The sequence below is a fragment of the Xanthomonas sp. D-99 genome, assembly GCF_017746145.1.
GTDB lineage: Bacteria > Pseudomonadota > Gammaproteobacteria > Xanthomonadales > Xanthomonadaceae > Xanthomonas > Xanthomonas cissicola.
This window is the reverse complement of record NZ_JAGHWU010000022.1, coordinates 14501-32545: the sequence shown is the minus strand read 5'-3', so window position 1 is coordinate 32545 and position 18045 is coordinate 14501. Positions and strand designations below refer to the sequence as shown.

The following is an 18045-nucleotide window of genomic DNA, read 5'->3' as shown; positions in this document are numbered from 1 at the left end:
AGAAACGCATCACTGCCGCGTCGAACATCAGGCATTCCCGCCAGGAGGCCAACGTCAGGGCGCGTGATCGCAATGCGCGCTGAGGACGTAAAAAAGCCGCTCTTTCGAGCGGCTTTTCGTTACCTGTCAAAACAATCGTATGGCGATCAATCCACAGTCGCGGGCAGCAGACGCTCCGGTTCCGGATGCGCCTCGACCACCAGTTCGCCGTCCTTGACGTCGATGTTGACCCGGCCACCGTCCACCAACTTGCCGAACAGCAGTTCGTCCGCGAGCGGGCGCTTGATCTTCTCCTGGATCACCCGCGACATCGGCCGCGCACCCATCAGCGGATCGAAGCCGTGCTGAGCCAGCCAGTCGCGCGCGGTCGGGGTCGCCGACAGGGAGACGTGCTTTTCCTGCAACAGCATTTCCAGCTCGATGATGAACTTGTCCACCACCCGCAGGATGTGGTCGAACGCCAGCGGCTGGAACTGCACGATCGCATCCAGGCGGTTGCGGAACTCGGGCGTGAAACCGCGACGGATCGACTCCATCGCATCGGTGGAATGATCCTGTTTGGTGAAACCGATCGACCGGCGCGACGCCTGGGTGGCGCCGGCATTGGTCGTCATCACCAGGATCACGTTCTTGAAGTTGGCCTCGCGCCCATTGGTGTCGGTCAGGATGCCGCGGTCCATGACCTGCAACAGGATGTTGAAGATGTCCGGATGCGCCTTCTCCACCTCGTCCAGCAGCAGCACGCAGTGCGGTGTCTTGACGATCTTCTCGGTCAACAAGCCACCCTGATCGAAACCGACATAGCCCGGGGGCGCACCGATGAGACGGCTGATCGAATGCGCTTCCATGTACTCGGACATATCGAAACGCACCAGCTCGATGCCCAGCTGCAGCGCGAGCTGCTTGGTGACCTCGGTCTTGCCGACACCGGTGGGGCCGGCGAACAGGAAGTTGCCGATCGGCTTTTCCGGATTGGCCAAACCCGAGCGCGCCAGCTTGATCGAGCCAGCCAGGGTTTCGATCGCCGGATTCTGCCCAAAGATCACCATCTTCAGGTTGCGCTCCAGGTGCTGCAGCACATCCTTGTCGGTTGCGCTGACTTGCTTGGCCGGAATCCGCGCCATTTTGGCGACGATGGTTTCGATCTCTTCGATATCGATCAGTTCCTTGCGCTTGCCTTCCGGCAGCAGACGCTGCCGCGCACCGGCCTCGTCGATCACATCGATCGCCTTGTCCGGCAGCAAACGGTCGCCGATATGCTTCACCGATAGGTCGACGGCCGCCTGCAGCGCGTCGTCGGCGTAGGTCACGCCGTGATGCGCCTCGTACTTGGGCTTGAGGCCCTGCAGGATCTCGAACGTCTCGCCCACGGTCGGCTCGACGATATCGATCTTCTGGAACCGACGCGCCAGCGCACGATCCTTCTCGAAAATGCCGCGATATTCCTGGAACGTGGTCGAGCCGATGCAGCGCAGCTCGCCCGACGACAGCGCGGGCTTGATCAGGTTGGAAGCGTCCATGGTGCCGCCCGATGCCGAGCCGGCACCGATGATGGTGTGGATCTCGTCGATGAACAGCACCGCATTGGGCACCTTCTTCAACGCGGCCAGCACACCCTTGAGACGCTTTTCGAAATCGCCGCGGTACTTGGTGCCGGCCACCAGCGCGCCCAGATCCAGCGAGTAGATCACCGCATCGGCCAGCACTTCCGGCACGTCGTTGTCGACGATGCGCTTGGCCAGGCCCTCGGCAATCGCGGTCTTGCCCACGCCAGCCTCGCCTACGTACAGCGGGTTGTTCTTGCGCCGGCGGCACAGGACCTGGATGGTGCGCTCGATCTCGTCGCTACGGCCGACCAGCGGGTCGATCTTCCCGGTGCGTGCCTGATCGTTGAGATTGGTGGCGAACTCGGCCAGGGCGTCGCCCTTGGCCTCGCCCTCCCCGCCCTCACTCTTGGACTCGCCATCCGGCGCGGACGGCTGCTCGCCGTCCTCGCCCAGCTTGGCGATGCCGTGCGAGAGATAATTGACGATATCGAGGCGGGTGATGTCCTGTTGGTTCAGGAAGTACACCGCGTGCGAGTCCTTCTCGCCGAAGATCGCGACCAGCACGTTGGCGCCGGTGACTTCCTTCTTGCCTGAGGACTGGACGTGGTAGACCGCGCGCTGCAGCACGCGCTGGAATCCCAGGGTGGGCTGCGTGTCGCGCCCGTCGTCTTCGGCCAGGCGCGAAACCGAGGCTTCGATTGCCTGTTCCAGGTCGTTGTGCAGGCGCACCTGGTCTGCCCCGCAGGCCTTGAGCACGGCCTGGGCGGAAGGATTGTCCAGCAGCGAGAGCAGCAGGTGCTCGACGGTCATGAACTCATGACGCGCCTCGCGTGCTCGCTTGTAGCACTGGCCGATGGTTTGCTCTAGGTCTTTGCTGAACATTGGTAACTCCGAACGGCTGTTGCCAACAATATGCGGCTTTTGTTGGGATTTTCCACAACCCTATCGGATAGGCATGTTCAGACAGCGTTAGCACGTGATCGCAGCCACACTGTTGCGCTGCTGGAATGATCTAGCGGGCGCCTCAGGCCTGTTCCATCGTGCACAGCAGCGGGTGCTGGTTCATGCGCGAAAACTCGTTGACCTGGGCCACTTTCGACTCGGCGACCTCACGGCTGTAGACCCCGCACACGCCACGCCCGCGGGTGTGGACGTGCAACATGATCTGGGTGGCCTGCTCCAGATTCAGGTTGAAAAACTGCTCCAGGACGGTCACCACGAAGTCCATCGGGGTGTAATCGTCGTTCAGCAACAGCACCTGGTAGCGCGGCGGTGGCGCCACTTCCGGCTTGCCGGCTTCGACCATCAGGCCGTGGTCGTGTTCGTGTGAGGTATTCCGAGGCATCCGGCCATTATACGGTTCAACCTTGCACGCATTGGACGATTTACGCTGTGGCCCGCACAATTTGTCTCCAATTCCTTGGCTGGCCCTTGATGACCGACCCCATGACCGCGCAGTTGCTGGCGCCGTCGTCGACCGCAGATGCCCTGATGCGCACCGTTCACGACGGCGCAATCGTGCCGGGGTGGTACCGCAGTGCCGGTTACGTCGCACGAGCGGCGCACTGGTGGCCTACCGCGCTGGAGCAGATTCGATGAGTACACCAGAGCAACGCTGGCATCCCGATGTGACAGTGGCCACAGTCGTGGTGCGCGATGGACGCTTGTTGCAGGTGGAAGAAGCCATATGCGGCCGCTTGCTGCTGAACCAGCCTGCCGGGCATCTGGAGCCGAACGAAAGCCTGCAGGATGCGGCCGTGCGCGAGACCCTGGAGGAGACTGGCTGGGACGTGCGCCTGACCCAGTTCATCGGGACCTACCAATGGGTTGCGGCCAACGGGCAGTGCTTCTTGCGCTTTGCGTTCGTTGCCGATGCGCTGACCCATCACCCCGAACGCAGTCTGGACACCGGCGTGGTGCGCGCGTTGTGGATGATACCGGACGAACTGCGCGCCTCCACCGAGCGCCTGCGCAGCCCGCTGGTGTGGGAGGTGGTCGCCGATTACCTGGCCGGGCAGCGCCATCCACTCTCCCTGGTGCGGCACATCGCATGAGTACGCCGCGCATTGTGGTGGGGGTGTCAGGCGGCGTGGATTCGTCGGTGGCGGCGTGGAAGCTGGCGCAGCAAGGCGAACCAATCGCCGGGCTGTTCATGCAGAACTGGGCCGATGACGGCAGCGGCGATTGCCGCGCCGAAGACGACCGTCGCGATGCGGTGGCGATGTGTGGCGTGCTGGGCATCCCGTTTCATTTTCGCGACTTCTCCGGCGAATACTGGAGCGGCGTGTTCGAGCATTTCCTGGCCGAGTACGCGGCCGGACGCACGCCCAACCCCGACGTGTTGTGCAATCGCGAAGTGAAGTTCAAGCATTTTCTGGATGCGGCACAGGCGCTGGGTGCCGAGCGCATCGCCACCGGCCACTACGCGCAGGTGGCGCATCGCGGTGGGCGATGGCGGCTACTGCGTGGCGCCGACCGCGGCAAGGACCAGAGCTATTTCCTGCATCAGCTGGGGCAGACGCAGTTGGCCGCCACCGTGTTCCCGATCGGCGATCTGGAAAAAAGCAGGTTGCGCCGTATCGCCCAGGATGCCGGCTTGCCGACCCATGCCAAGAAGGATTCCACTGGCATCTGTTTCATCGGCGAGCGCGATTTTCGCGAGTTCCTGGGCCGCTATCTGCCGGCGCGCACCGGCGAGATCCGCGATCCGCAGGGACAGCGCATCGCCGAGCATCCGGGGGTGTTCTACTTCACCCTGGGCCAGCGCGAGGGGCTGAATATCGGCGGCGTGCGCGGGAGGGCGGCCGCGCCGTGGTACGTAGTTGGCAAGGATGTGGCCAGCAATGTGCTGTACGTGGACCAGGACCGCGACAGCCCGCTGCTGCAATCGCGTTGGCTCCGGTCCGAACAAGCCCACTGGGTGACCGGGGCGCCGCCGGCACGCCGGTTCAACTGCACTGCGCAGACGCGCTACCGTCAGCCCGACGAGCCCTGCACGGTGGATGTGCAGGACGATGGCAGCGTGCAGGTGCGCTTCGAACGGCCGCAGCGGGCGGTGACGCCGGGGCAGTCGCTGGTGCTGTACGACGGGCAGGAATGCCTGGGCGGCGCGGTCATCGCGGCGACCGACGCACCGCTGGAACGCCAGTTGGCGGGATCTTCTTTTTCCTCTGAGGTAGTGGCTTGATGAGTGTTTCCATGGATCACCGTGTGCTGGCGCTTGCCGGGGTTGCTCAGGCCCTGCAACAAGTGCGGCGGATCGCCGAGACCGGGCATTCGGAAGCGGCGACGGTACGCACCGCCATGGACAGCGTGTTCCGTGTGGACGCTGCCTCGCCGGAGGCCGTGTACGGCTCGGCAGCGGCGCTGGCACCTGGCCTGCGCCTGTTGCATAACTACTTCCGCAACCAGGGCCAGGACGAAGTGCTGCCGCGCCTGGCACTGGCCGTGCTGCAGCTGGAGCGTCGGTTCGTACGCGATGCCAGCACCGTCGCCACTGTCGCCAGCGGAATCGACGCGGCAGCGCGCCAGGCCCAGAAACTGGGCGACAGCAGCCACCCCGATGTGTTGAGCGCGCTCGGCGGGCTGTACGCGCAGACCATCAGCCACTTGCGGCCCAAGGTCATGGTGCAAGGCAACCCGCACTACCTGGGCCAGGCGGGTGTGGTCGCGGAGATCCGCGCGCTGTTGCTGGCGGCAGTGCGCTCGGCGGTGCTGTGGCGGCAGATGGGCGGCAGTCTGTGGGATTTCCTGTTCGCCAAACGCGCAATGATCGAAGCGGTGGACCGCGCGTTGCGCTAACGGGCGCGAAAAACCGCCTACATCTGCGCGCTAGCGGCCGCTGAGGCGCGTCAACGGCGGTTGAACGGGCCAGGCGATGTGGCGATCGTCGCTAAAGACAACGGGGGCAGTGCCGATACAGCAACCGTGACTCTGCCGAGAACGCCCATGTATTCACGTCCACTCATCCGTCTAGCCGCCCCTTTGGCTCTGACCTTGCTGTTTCCTTTCGCTGTCGGATTCGACTGGCCCGCTTCGGTGCGCTGGGCGATCCTGGCGACCATGACCCTCAGTTGGTTGGGTTTCGCTGCCTGGGTGACGTATTCCCAGTTCCGGCCTAATCCGGACCAGGCCCGCATCCTGCGCGAGCAGGATCAACTGCTCAACGAACTGCGCACGTTCGTCAGCAACGAAGTCGACGGATCGCGCTCGGAAGTCGAGCGTGCCCGCGAACTGATCCGCCAGGCCGTGTCCGGCCTGGGTGGCAGCTTCGAAGCGATGAATCGTAAATCGCGTCAGCAAAGCCAGGCACTGGCCCGCATCGTCGACCGTGCCGGTGACGACGGCAGTGCCGGCGTCGACGTCGCGCGCTTCGCCCAGCATGCCAGCTCCCGCATGGAGCAGTTGGTGGAAGCGCTGGAACAGGTGAGCGGCCAAAGCACCAACACCGTCCATCACATTGATGAGATGGCCCAGCACCTGGACGGCATCTTCGCGCTGCTGGAAGACGTCAAGTCGATCGCCGACCAGACCAACCTGCTGGCCTTGAACGCCGCCATCGAAGCAGCACGTGCCGGTGAAGCCGGTCGCGGCTTCGCGGTGGTCGCCGACGAGGTGCGCAACCTGTCCGAGCGCTCCACCACCTTCAACGAGCAGATCCGCAAGCTGGCGCACAGCTCCAAGGAATCGATCGCCAAGGTGCGTGAAACGGTCTCGCAGCTGGCCTCGCGCCACATGGACCGCTCCCGCGAGGCGCGCCACGAATCGGCCGCCATGCTGGAGAACGTCGCCCAGATCAACGCTTCGTTGGGCGATGGCATGCGCGAGATCTCCGAGTGCGCACGCTCGATCGATGGCAGCGTGGCCGAAGCGGTGCGTGCCCTGCAGTTCGAGGACATCGCCACGCAGACGCTGAGCGGCATCCACACCCACCTGGATCGCCTGACCGCGATCAACCGCGAAGCGGTGGCGCTGCAGGAACTGCTGCATCGCAATGGCGGCGTGTACGACAGCGACCTGGTCGCCGCGCTGGCCAAGGTGTCCAACCGCCTGCGCGACATGCGCGTGGAGTGGGAACGCCCGCCGCACAAGCCGGTGGCACAGCAAGGCATGGGTGCCGGCACGGTCGAGTTGTTCTAAGACCGATGTCGCCACGCAGCTGCTGATTCCGACATTCCCCGGCCCTCCGGGGATTTGTCGTTCCGTCACGACCTGGTGTTTCGCCCATGACACTTGTTGCCCCGAGCATCGATGCCCCTACCGCCGCACTGCAGGCCGCTGCGCTGGCAGCGGCACACGCCGAGCGCATCGCGCAAAGCGATGCCGCCAGGCCTGCACTGCGGCGTGTCCGCATGCCTGCCGCGCTGGAACGGCTGGAAAACAGCGCACGCGCGGAGCTGCTGGCCCTGATCAACCCGCGCCGTGTATGCAGCGAAGGAGAGCTGTTGTTCGCCACGGTGGCCTGGGATCTGGGCCTGGATGGTGCCGCGGTCAGCGGATCGGCGCGGTAAGCCCAGCGCCGTACAGCGGGGCGTGCCTCGGCAGGCGCTCCGCTGGTTGTTTCCACTGCCCGAGATCGACGTTTTTTGCACATGCATTGCCGCCAGGGTGCTTCCGCATCACCCCGTGCCGACTCGCAATACTCTGCGTACGCGGTACTGTTCGCGCGCAGCATCAGGGTGAGCTCTCCCCTGCCCGTCTGCTCAGCCATTCTTGTGACCGAACGTGCGCCTTGGGTCGCTACGCCTATCGGAAGCCTGTGCGAGGCAATCGCGCGTCCGCTACGTGGCGGCCCAACTCCCTCACGCTCTATTGCCGGGCAAACCCAACTACGTCCTTGTCGCCTGAGCACCCCAAGTCATTTCAGCAGTAGAAATCGACCCGTCAGTTGCGGCGATGCTGATGTGTCGCCTGGCTGCGGGATCCTTGCGCGCGCCTCATCGCAGGACAGATGCAACTACAGCCTGAAGAGCTTGCACGGCATCCATTCCGTTCGAGTTCCTGCAATGGCGGGCGGGCAATGACCATCGAGATGGTCGCTGCGCGATCTGCGAGTGCATCAATCTGTGCTCTTCACTTGCCAACCAGGCAAGTCCCGGGTGCGATGTCCTCCCCGAGTGCGGAAGCGTTGGACCGGCATGGAGGTCGCCATCGAACTTCAATCGATGGACCCGCAGCTTGTCCTGCGAGCAGTGAGGCATCGCGCCAACTTCGACGCTGGGACGTTGTGGTGGTCTTGCAGCTTACGTCAGCTTGAGCGTCGTTGATGCCGCCACAACGTCTGTGTGGACGCCCTCACAGGTTGCCCTGTGGCTGGCGAGGCGCGGCATGCCCGACCTAACAAGTGATCAGCGGCGTTCGAACGCCGCGACGGCCTGCCATCTCTGATGTCTTCAAGCCAGTGGGCAATACACACCGGCTACTCGTAAGACGGCTGCTGCGGCTTAAACCCACGCAATGCCGCACACTGGGTCAGTTGGCAATGACCAGACGCGCGCCCAACCGCATGCCGGCGTCGGCTTCGCGCAACCACTGCGCCATGTCGCGCGGCGAGAGCGGGCGGGAGTAGAAGTAACCCTGGATTTCGTCGCAGCCCTGCTGGCGCAGCAGCGCGTCTTCCTGCACGGTTTCCACGCCTTCTGCGACTACCTGCATGCCCAGGGCGTGGCCCAGATGGACGATGGCCTGGGTGACTTCGGCCGTATTGGCGTCGTCGAGCATGCCTTGCACGAAGCTGCGGTCGATCTTCAGGCGCTGCACCGGGAAGCGATTGAGGTAATGCAGGTTCGAGAACCCGGTGCCGAAGTCGTCCACCGCCAGCAGTACGCCGTTCTGTTCGAACAATTCGAAGCAGCGGCGCAGCGAATCCGAGTCGCGAATCAAGGCAGATTCGGTCAGCTCCAGTTCCAGGCGCGAAGGCGGCCAGCCATTGTCGCGGCAGATTTCCAGCACGCGCTCGGCAAAGCCGCGTTCACGCAATTGCACCGCAGACACATTCACCGCAACGCGGCTGAAATGCAGCCCGGCTCGATCCCAAACCACGGCCTGACGACACGCTTCGCCGATGACCCATTCGCCCAGACGCACGATCTCGCCGCATTCTTCGGCGATCGGGATGAATTCGACCGGGCTGCAGGGGCCGTGGCCAGGGCGATTCCAGCGCATCAGCGCTTCGATGGCCGGCGATGCATCGTCCACGGTGTTGACCAGCGGCTGGTAGACCAGCGTGAATTCTTCGCGCTCGAGCGCGCCTTGCAGCGCATGCTCCAGCTCCAGGCGGCGCTGCGCCCGCAGCAGCACGTCCTGGCTGTAGTAATGGTACGTATTGCGCCCCGATTCCTTGGCTGCATACATCGCCGCATCGGCGGCGCGCAGCAGGCTGTCGAAATCCGATAGCCCTTCGCCCTGCAGCGCGATGCCGATGCTGGCGCCGAGCTTGAGGGTGACATGCTCCTTGCGCAGCGGCTCGCCGAGCGCGGCAATCAATTTACGCGCCACGTGGCCGGCATCTTCGGGCTCGGACATATCGCGCAGCAGCACGATGAATTCGTCGTCGCTGAAGCGACCGAACAGGTCGCTATTGCGCAGATGTTGATGCAGGCGCGAGGAGGCCAGCTTGAGCAGGTTGTCGCCGGTGGCATGGCCAAACGAATCGTTGATGCTCTTGAAGCCATCCAGATCGATCAACAGCATTGCCAATGTCTGGCCGCGCTCGTTCGCTTCGCGAATGGCGTTTTCTGCCTGCTCGCGCAACAAGAAGCGGTTCGGCAAACCGGTCAAACGGTCGTAATGGGCCAGCAGCTCGATGCGCTCGTTGGCTTCGCGCTCGCGGGTGATATCGCGGAACAAGGCAACAAACCGCGGCGGCAAGCCCTCGCGACGATCCAGCTCGATCAGCACCTGGACCCAGACACGCTGGCCGGAGTTGCGATAGAAACACAGCTCCAGCTGCTCGGGCAGGCCGCCATCGGAGATACGCAGCAGCGCCGCCTCGAAAGCGTCGCGCGAATCCTGGGTGTACAGCGACAGCGCCTGCTCCAGGGTGATGGTTTCCTTGCGCAGGCCGTGGATGCGATAACACTCCTCGGTCCATTGCATGCGCCGGGTGTCGACCTCGATCTCGCAGCCGCCGATCTTGCCCAGCGCGGACACGCGATTGAGCAGTTCGGTGCGCCAACGGATCAGCGCGTCGGTCTGGCGTTGTTCGGTGACGTTCTGCAGCTGGCCAAGCACGCGCACCATGCTGCCGTCGCCATCGAACACCGGCTGTGCCCACACGCGCAGATGATGCGGGTTGGCACCAAGCAGGCCGTTGATTTCCAGTTCGAAATGCACCGGCATGCCTTCGTGCTTGATCTTGCGCCAGGCGCTGCGCAGTTGCGCGACCGAAGGCCCAGCCAGCAGGCGCAGGATGTCGCGGATGCCTTGCAGACGAACATGGGTTATGCCCAGTTGTTGCAGGAAATCCTGCGACACCCACAGGGCATCGTGATGCGAATCCCAGCTCCAGGCCCCCATGCTGGCGATGCGCTGGGCTTCTTCGAGCTGTGCCTGCTGATCGCGCAGCTGCTGCTCGAGCAATTTTTGATGGTGCACGTCGGTATGCGTGCCGACCATGCGCAATGGACGTCCGTCGGCGGTGCGCGATACCACGCGGCCGCGATCCAGGATCCAGCGCCACTGGCCGTCGTGCTGGCGCAGCCGGAATTCTGCCACATAGGTATCGGTGCGGCCTTCCAGATGCGCCTGCACCGCCGCGCTGACATGCGCGTGGTCTTCCGGATGAATCAGCCCGGACAAGGCAGTGAGATTGTTCGGCAGCGGCTGCTCGGAATAACCGAGCATGCGTGTCCAGCGCTCGGAGCGATACACCACATCGGCCGGAATATCCCAATCCCACAAGCCGTGGTCGGCGCTGTCCAGGCCTATCTCCCAGCGACTGGTGCCATCGGCACCCTTCGGTTCTGGAATGCTCAGGGTGAATGCCATGATCTGGCCCTGCTCGTCGCAGACCGCGCGCAGCCAGCCCTCCAGTCGCCCGCCGCCGCTGCCCGGCAACACGCAGGGCGCCATGCCCCCGCTGTCAGCCAGCTGGGCACGGCTGCTTTCCAACACATCGGCGTATGCGCCAAGGGTTGCCGGCAATCCGAGGGATTGCGCAACGCGGTTGGCCGCCAGAGGCTGGCCATGCGCATCCAACAACACCACCGCCGAGGTCAGCGGGTGCTGCAGCATGCTTGCAATGACGCCTGAGTCCACTCTGGAACACTCCGAAGAATCGACCCCGGCCTTCGGAGTCGCAATGGATAACGGCCGTGCCGGCGAATAGTTGAGCCACCTGTTGCGAGCGGGACCGAACCGGCCCGAGTTACGGCTAAGATGGCCGCATCGCCAGCACTCAAGGTCGTCCGCGGATCCATGCAACAGCCCGTCGCCGCGCCCGCATTTTCGTCAGCCCCCGTCTCCTGTCTTCGTCTCGCCGAGCGCCTGCAGCAAGGCCTGTGGACCCTGACCGGCCTGTATCTGCTGGTTGGCGTGATCTGGCTGCTGCTGGGCAACCGGTTGCTCAACCTGGCCGGCGCCGCCATGCCGGAGCGCTGGTCTGACGCGAGCTTTCTGGTGCTGTCCAGCATCGTCATCCACCTGGTGCTGCGCCGCTTCACGGGCTTGATCGTGGACGAGTACGCCCAGCTGGCGCAGTCCGAAGCGTTGCTGCAAGCCAAGTTCATGGCGCTGCCCAGCCCGGCCTTCATTTACGACCTGGCCACCATGCGCATCCTCGACGCCAATCCGGCGGCGCTGGAATTCTTCGGCTGGGAGCGCGACGAGTTCCTGCAGCAGACGCTGCAGGCGATCTGGCCCAATGCCGATGGCGAGCGGCTGGAAGAGATCATTGCGCAGATCCGCGGCAAGGGAGATGCCACCTGCGTGTTGAACGAAGACCTGATGACGCGCAGCGGCACGCGACATGTCGAGGTGCGCAGCAACCAGCTGCATCTGGCCAGCGGCCCTGCCCGCCTGGTCGTCACTGTTGACCGCAGCGAAGAGCGCCAGGCGCAAGATCTGCGCGACGAGGCACTCAGACGTCTGGAAGAGGCGCAGAGCATTGCGCGGCTGGGCTCCTGGCAACTGGACCGCACCACCGGTCTGGGGCGCTATTCGCCAGCGGTCTACCGCCTGCTGGGGCGCAGCGTACCGATGCATCGTCGCGAGCATCGGCTGGAAGAATTGCTGACCGCCTCCGACAGCGCGACCCAGGCGCGCATCGAACGCATGATCGAAGACATGTGTACCGGTGGCGAGGTGCAGATCGATGTGCTGCTGCCGCTGACCGGTGGAGATTCGCAACCGCGCACGGTGCATCTGCGTGCCGAAAGCGTGACCAGCCCCAGCGGCGTGCGCCATGTGCACGGCACCTTGCAGGATGTGAGCGAACGCGAGCAATCGCGCCGGCTGCTGCGCGAACGCGAGGAGCAATTTCGCGAACTGGTGCGCGCGCTGCCCGACGGTGTGCTGATTCTCGCCGACGAGCATGTGATGTACGCCAACGCGGCCGGCTCGGCCCAGTTCGGCTTTCAGGGCGAAACCATCCTGGGCGAACCGCTGCAGACCCTGGTGGGCGACAACGACCTGCCGGTGGTGCGCGAATACCTGCGCGCAGGCAGCGATCGCAATGAGCCGGTGTCCAGCGCACGCGCGATGCGTCGTCGCGACGGCAGCACCTTCTACGCAGGCCTGTCGGCCGGCGACATCCGCTATGGCGGACGCAGCTGCAAGTTGCTGGTGGTGCGCGATCTGAGCGAACCCGAGCGCATGCGCGATGCCCTGGCCGAGAGCAATGTCGAGCTGCAGGCGATGGCCAAACGTCTGTTTTCGTTACAGGAAGATGAGCGGCGTGCCATCTCGCGCGACCTGCATGACGACATCGGACAAGCGATCACCGCGATGAAGTTGTCCGCGCATGCAGCCCTGGATGAGCCGGATGCGGACGCGCGCCGCGAGGACTTGCTGGAAGTGGTGTCGCTGGCCGATACCACGGTGACCAAGCTGCGCAATCTGTCGATGCTGTTGCGCCCGCCACAACTCGATGCCCTGGGCCTGGAGGCAGCGCTGCGCTGGCAGGCGTCGATGCTGTTCCGCGCCTCGCAAGTCCGGCTGGAGCTGGATATTCAGGCGCTCGACGAACGGCCGGGCAACGAGATCGAACAGGCCTGCTTCCGGATCGCGCAGGAAAGCCTGACCAACGCGTTGCGACACGCCTGCGCCGGCGAAGTGCACCTGCGTCTGCATTCGATCGACGGCGACAGTTTCCGCCTGGAAGTCAGCGATGACGGCGATGGCTTCGAGCCGGAGGGTCCGCGTGGGCTGGGGCTGATCGTGATGCGTGAGCGTGCGCAAACCGTCGGCGGCACGCTCGCGATAGAATCAGCCCCCGGAGCAGGCACGCGCGTGACGTTGCGCCTGCCCTATCACCCGGTCGGCGAGTCCGTCCACGACGATGGTGGACGTTGAGTCATGTGGAGCCCCGTAATCCCGCCCGGACTGGAAATCGTCAAGCCCACCCGGCTTGGCGCGGGCAATCCCGAATTGCTGCACCTGGTGGATGCGGCCGCGTCCGGCGGCCCGCCGCTGATGATCTTCCACGTCGACATCGATCACTTCGCCTCGATCAACGAGAACATGAGTGGCGAGGTCGGCGACCAGGCGCTGACGTTGGCAGCGCGCAGGCTGCAGGAATTTCTAGGCACGCGCGGCAAGCTGTGGCGCCACGGCAGCGATGAAATGGTGGTTGTGGCGGTGCGCCGCGAAGACACGCCATTGCCGGAAGATTTTGCCGAAGAAATCCGCCAGCAACTGGAACTGCCGCTGTCGGTGCTGCCGTACACCTTGTTCATGACCGGCAAGGTCGGCATCAGCCTGTGTCCGGAACATTCCACCTCCTTGTCCACGCTGCTGGATTACGCCGAAGAAGCCAGCTACCAGGCCGCGCGCGAAGGCGGCAACACGGTGCGGCTGTACACGCGCAACTCGGCCACCAACGCGCATAGCGAAAGCATCATTGCGCGGCAGATCGTCGATGCGATTCCGCACGGCGAGTTGCGCCTGCGCTACCAACCGCTGGTGAGTGCGCGCGACGGCCGGATCGTCGGCATGGAAGCGCTGCTGCGCTGGCAATCGCCCACCCTGGGCATGCTGGTGCCCGAACGCTTCATGCGCACCGCCGAGCGCCTGGGCGTGATCGTGCAGATCGGCGAATGGGTACTGCAGAACGCGGTGCGCCAGGCGCGGCTGTGGCGCGACCAGGGTTTCGACGATTTCAGCATCGCAGTGAATGTTTCCACGCTGCAGTTGCTGCGCCCGGGCTTCTTCAACGAAGTGATGGCGATGCTGCAGACCGCCGGTGTACCGGCGCAGTTCGTCACGCTGGAGATCAACGAAAGCGCGTTGACCAACAACGTCAACTTCGTCCACGAGACGATGGCCAACCTGCGCAACGAAGGCATCAGCCTGAGCCTGGACAACTTCGGCACCGGCGATTCCAGCCTGAGCGCGCTGGTGCGCTACCCGGTGGACCGGCTCAAGATCGACCGCAGCTTCATCAAGAGCGCACCGGCTGGCAGCCGCGAGGCGGCGATCGCGCGCGCCATCATCGCCATGGGCCACCAGCTCGGCATGACCGTCATTGCCAATGGCGTTGAATCGCAGGCGCAGCTGGGCTTTTTGCGCCGTAACGATTGCGACATCTTCCAGGGCTACCTGTTCGGCGAGCCGATGTCGGCCGAGTCGGCGGGCATGGCACTACGCCGACGCTACCTGCGCCCGGAATCGTTCGCCGAAAGCCGCCCCGACCGCACGCTGTTGCTGCTGGACGATGAAGAAAACGTGCTGCGCTCGCTGGTGCGCCTGTTCCGCCGCGACGGTTACCGGATTCTGGCGGCCGGCAACGTGCGCGACGCCTTCGACCTGCTGGCCACCAACGACGTACAGGTGATCCTGTCCGACCAGCGCATGAGCGACATGAGCGGCACCGAGTTCCTGGGACGGGTCAAGATGCTCTACCCCGACACGGTGCGCCTGGTGCTCTCCGGCTACACCGACCTGGCCACCGTCACCGAGGCCATCAACCGCGGGGCGATTTACCGTTTCCTGACCAAGCCCTGGAACGACGACGAACTGCGCGAACATATTCGCCAGGCGTTCCGCACGCATGATGAGTTGCGGAACGGCCGGGAATAGGGAATCGGGAGTGGGAATCGGTAGAGCAGACCTCCGCGTGTTGTTGCTTCTCAGACACGCAGCCAGATCAAGCGAGCGAAAAGCTACCTTACCGATTCCCGATTCCCGATTCCCAACTCCCCATTCCCAGCGCGTCAGCGCTACCGCGGCTGCCGGATCGGTAGCGTGATCCTGAAACTGGCGCCCTGCCCGGGCGTGCTTTCCACGTCGATGCGGCCGTGGTGCTTGTTGATGATGCCGTAGGAAATCGACAGGCCCAGGCCGGTGCCGCTGCCGACCGGCTTGGTGGTGAAGAAGGGGTCGAAGATGCGCTGCAGCAGATCCGGGGCGATGCCGGCGCCGCTGTCCTGGAACTGGATCCAGACGTTTTCCGCTTCATCGCGACCGGTAGTCACGGTAATCGTGCCGCGCTCGACGATGGCCTGGCCGGCGTTGAGCAGCATGTTCATGTAGACCTGGTTGAGCTCGGATGGCAGGCACTCCACCAGCGGCAGCTCGGCATAATTGCGCTCCAGCGTGACCTTGTACTTGAGCTCGTTCCAGATGATGTTGATGGTGGATTCGAGGCCCGCATGCAGGTCGACCATCTTCCACGACTCGGACCGGTCCGAGTACGAGAAGTCCTTGAGGTCGCGCACGATGCGGGTCACCCGCTCGATGCCTTCGCGCGATTCGGCCATCAATTGCGGCAGATCGCGACTGATGAAGTCGATGTCGGCGCGGTTGCGGATCTCGTCGATTTCCGGAATCAGCGCCTTGGGGTCCGGCGCCTGCAGCGCACGCTCGTAGGCTTCAATCAGGGTGAACAAGCTGCGCAGATATTCCTGCAGGCTGCCCAAATTGGAGTGCACATAACCGATCGGATTATTGATTTCGTGCGCCACGCCTGCGGCCAACTGGCCGATCGAAGCCATTTTTTCCGATTGCAGCAATTTGTCCTGCGCACCGTTCAAGCGCAGATAGGCCTGGCGTAATTCGGCGTGGCGCTGTTGCAGCTCGCGCTCGTAATCCTGCTGGCCTTCGATGTTGTGGAACAGCGCCAGAAAATGCCCGGGCCCGTACTCTTCGTTGTAATACAGGTGCGCAATGACCACCCGGTCGGCGACCGGCAGGCTGCCGGTCCAGCTGCCCTTGCTGCGCGCTTGATTGAGTGCGTCCGATGGCAATACCTGCGAGATGCGTTCGCCCAGATTGCGATCGTCGGTGGGGTCTTCATTGCACAGGCTCTGGCGTGCGATGGCATTGGCCAGAATCAGCTTTCCGTCTGCGCGGAACAGCAGCAGCCCCTCCATCATCTGGTCGCCGAAGGCGCGCAGGATATCTGGGGACGGCAATAAGGCTTGATTGAGAAAAAACTTGGCGGTCACGGGAGCAGGCGGCGTAGAGGATGCCTCAATATACGCCGAACCATTGACGCTCCGTATTGTCGTTTTGCATTAGCCGGCGGCGCGTCGCAGAGCGAACGACACCTGCCTGCTCGCCTAAGCCTGCCGCACCATCTGCCACCGGGTGTACTGCAAAACAGCGTGCAACTCAGGCCACCGCCAACGAACGCCCGCCGCGCAGTACGCTCGATTGCCCCTTGGCATCGTAGGACGGCGCACTTTCGGTGCGGCCCAGGTGGCGCAGCGCCCAGTTCACTTCGCGGCGCCGGCGTGCCAACAGCGCACCATTGGCGCGATTGGCTTCGGCCAACTCACGCAGCCGCTCTTCTTCGCCTGCAGGCATCGCCGCTTCCAGCGCTTGCAGCGCCGACAGCTTGTCCTGCGTGTGTCGCATCAGCCCGTCGATGTCGTTCTCGAGTAATGCCTGGCGTTCGCCGGCCAGCGCATCGCTGAGACGTTGCAGGAACTCGTTCACGTTCATCCTTTCAGTCGGGGATCAACCCGCCAGTTGCTGATTCAGATCCATCATGCGGCTGGCGATGGCGTCCGGGTTGATGGAATAGCTGCCGTTCTGCAATGCATCCTTCACCGCCTGCACGCGACCGGTGTCGATCGCCGAAGACTGCGAAAGCTCGCGCTGCAGGTTCTGCAGGTTGGTGGCTTCGCCGGTCAACTTGACGCTGTCGGTCGGCGGGGTTGCGGCAACCGGGGACGCGCGATCTTCGCCGACCGAAGCGATCTTGCTGCTGGTGGCCGTGGTGCGAAGGGTGGCAGCGGTCGGTAGATTGCCTTCGATTTTCTGGGTCATGTCAGGAACTCCTCTACAGGTCGTAGGGGATAACGGCACCCAGAAAAAAAACTTTATAGAAATTTTTTACCTGGAGACCACAACGGTTCCGCTCGCTTCAACGATGCCCTGCACCACCCGGCGCGAGGACGAATTTTCCACCGACACGCGCTCGTTTTCGCCAGCGTCCGACAGGGCGCGACCACTCATGCGCACCTCCAGCCCACCATTGCGCGAGACCAGCGGCACGGTGTCGCCGCGCCGGACCAGCCGCTGCGTCACCAGATCGTTGGCCGAGAGCAGCGAGCCGGCCGGAAGGATGCGGCGGGCGGTCTTGCCTACTGCAGCGGCCGGGTCGGCCAGCACCGCGCCGACAATGCGCGCGGCGTCACGCTTCTCGATACTGATATCGGCCAGCGAGATGGTTTCTCCAGCGCTGATGCCACGGCGCAAGACCAGCACGTCCTGGTTGCGACGCACCTTCAATGGCACGAACAAGCGCCAGCCGGCCGGCTGCGGGCAGGCCACTTCCACCGTATTGGTGCCGGTGGGCTGCGCCTGCAGCGCGACCGGGCAAGCCGGCATGCGCAGGCCCGGATCGAGCGTGGCCTCGGCTTCGGCGTCCGGGCCAACGGTCGCCAGCGCAGCAGCACGGATGGAATCGACAGACTGATAGCTCTGGGCCCAGGCCGGAGCGGCAGCCAACAAGATGACAAGCAGGAGCAGGCGCATGGGACCGGATCCGGAGGAAGACGGGACAGGCGATGCAAGCGGCGTGCCTGTTTTTGCCGGGATTGGGGATTGGGGATTCGGGATTGGGGATTCGTAAAAGCGGCCTTGTGGGCGATTCATTTATCCGCTGCCGAAGCCCCTTCAGCGACCGGATCTCTCCGACAACCATCACCGAAGCCCTCAAGGATGCAGAAGCAGCAGCGGCAGACAAAATCGCTCATGCACGCTTTTGAGCGAATCCCTAATCCCAAATCACCTCATCCCGGCGCTTGAGCGAATCCCAAATCACCAATCCCGACAGCGCCGCGACCAACCATAAAGCCCTCAAGTTTCCCGAGGGCGCTGTCGATATCTGCCC

15 protein-coding genes are annotated in these 18045 nt (G+C 63.9%); 8 read left to right on the top strand and 7 right to left on the bottom strand.

Going from position 1 to position 18045, the window contains the following annotated elements:
* Positions 1–146: 146 nt before the first annotated feature.
* Both clpA and clpS read right to left on the bottom strand, forming a co-directional pair.
* Positions 147–2429: an ATP-dependent Clp protease ATP-binding subunit ClpA gene (gene clpA / locus J7360_RS10195; RefSeq protein WP_209033788.1), complete on the bottom strand. Its 2283-nt coding sequence runs from the start codon at positions 2427–2429 to the stop codon at positions 147–149.
* A 142-nt stretch (positions 2430–2571) separates the two neighbouring features.
* Positions 2572–2892 (bottom strand): ATP-dependent Clp protease adapter ClpS, encoded by a 321-nt coding sequence (gene clpS / locus J7360_RS10190; RefSeq protein WP_017158321.1) that lies wholly within the window; start codon positions 2890–2892, stop codon positions 2572–2574.
* Positions 2893–2993: 101 nt separating this feature from the next.
* Here clpS and J7360_RS10185 point away from each other — a divergent pair, with 101 nt between their 5' ends.
* From J7360_RS10185 to J7360_RS10160, 6 genes are all read left to right on the top strand, one after another.
* Positions 2994–3146, top strand: a complete 153-nt coding sequence (locus tag J7360_RS10185; RefSeq protein WP_176214977.1) for a hypothetical protein — start codon at positions 2994–2996, stop codon at positions 3144–3146.
* A complete protein-coding gene (locus J7360_RS10180; RefSeq protein WP_209033786.1) occupies positions 3143–3601 on the top strand; it encodes an NUDIX hydrolase in 459 nt (152 codons plus the stop codon). The genes J7360_RS10185 and J7360_RS10180 overlap by 4 nt, the downstream gene beginning before the upstream one ends.
* Positions 3598–4734 carry a tRNA 2-thiouridine(34) synthase MnmA gene (gene mnmA / locus J7360_RS10175; RefSeq protein WP_057659422.1) on the top strand — a complete coding sequence of 379 codons (1137 nt, stop codon included), beginning with the start codon at positions 3598–3600 and terminating at the stop codon, positions 4732–4734. Before J7360_RS10180 ends, mnmA begins: the two co-directional genes overlap by 4 nt.
* On the top strand, positions 4734–5348 hold the full coding sequence (gene hflD, locus J7360_RS10170; protein WP_209033784.1) for a high frequency lysogenization protein HflD: 615 nt from the start codon (positions 4734–4736) through the stop codon (positions 5346–5348). Before mnmA ends, hflD begins: the two co-directional genes overlap by 1 nt.
* A gap of 60 nt (positions 5349–5408) precedes the next feature.
* Complete coding sequence (locus tag J7360_RS10165; protein ID WP_014090132.1) at positions 5409–6686, top strand: methyl-accepting chemotaxis protein; 1278 nt, start codon at positions 5409–5411, stop codon at positions 6684–6686.
* A gap of 86 nt (positions 6687–6772) precedes the next feature.
* Entirely contained in the window at positions 6773–7057 is a 285-nt protein-coding gene (locus J7360_RS10160) for a hypothetical protein (protein ID WP_017158325.1), read from the top strand.
* Between the two features lie 961 nt (positions 7058–8018).
* On the opposite strand, the gene J7360_RS10155 is transcribed toward J7360_RS10160, so the two are convergent.
* The gene (locus J7360_RS10155; protein WP_209033782.1) at positions 8019–10805 is read right to left on the bottom strand and encodes an EAL domain-containing protein; all 2787 of its coding nucleotides are present in this window, start codon (positions 10803–10805) and stop codon (positions 8019–8021) included.
* Positions 10806–10925: 120 nt separating this feature from the next.
* On the opposite strand from J7360_RS10155, the gene J7360_RS10150 reads away from it, so the two are divergent.
* Together J7360_RS10150 and J7360_RS10145 are read left to right on the top strand one after the other, a co-directional pair.
* A complete protein-coding gene (locus tag J7360_RS10150) occupies positions 10926–13058 on the top strand; it encodes a PAS domain S-box protein (RefSeq protein WP_209033780.1) in 2133 nt (710 codons plus the stop codon).
* 3 nt (positions 13059–13061) lie between these two features.
* Positions 13062–14783, top strand: coding sequence for an EAL domain-containing protein (locus tag J7360_RS10145; protein ID WP_007964288.1), 1722 nt, complete (start codon positions 13062–13064; stop codon positions 14781–14783).
* Positions 14784–14923: 140 nt separating this feature from the next.
* Here the strand turns inward: J7360_RS10145 and J7360_RS10140 are convergent, their stop codons facing one another.
* The 4 genes from J7360_RS10140 to flgA form a co-directional block, all read right to left on the bottom strand.
* Positions 14924–16150: an ATP-binding protein gene (locus tag J7360_RS10140; protein ID WP_057659498.1), complete on the bottom strand. Its 1227-nt coding sequence runs from the start codon at positions 16148–16150 to the stop codon at positions 14924–14926.
* A 166-nt stretch (positions 16151–16316) separates the two neighbouring features.
* Entirely contained in the window at positions 16317–16649 is a 333-nt protein-coding gene (locus J7360_RS10135; RefSeq protein ID WP_003482942.1) for a flagella protein, read from the bottom strand.
* Positions 16650–16664: 15 nt separating this feature from the next.
* Positions 16665–16976: a flagellar biosynthesis anti-sigma factor FlgM gene (gene flgM, locus J7360_RS10130; protein ID WP_057659499.1), complete on the bottom strand. Its 312-nt coding sequence runs from the start codon at positions 16974–16976 to the stop codon at positions 16665–16667.
* Positions 16977–17042: 66 nt separating this feature from the next.
* Positions 17043–17687, bottom strand: a complete 645-nt coding sequence (gene flgA / locus J7360_RS10125; protein WP_057659501.1) for a flagellar basal body P-ring formation chaperone FlgA — start codon at positions 17685–17687, stop codon at positions 17043–17045.
* Positions 17688–18045 lie beyond the last annotated feature (358 nt).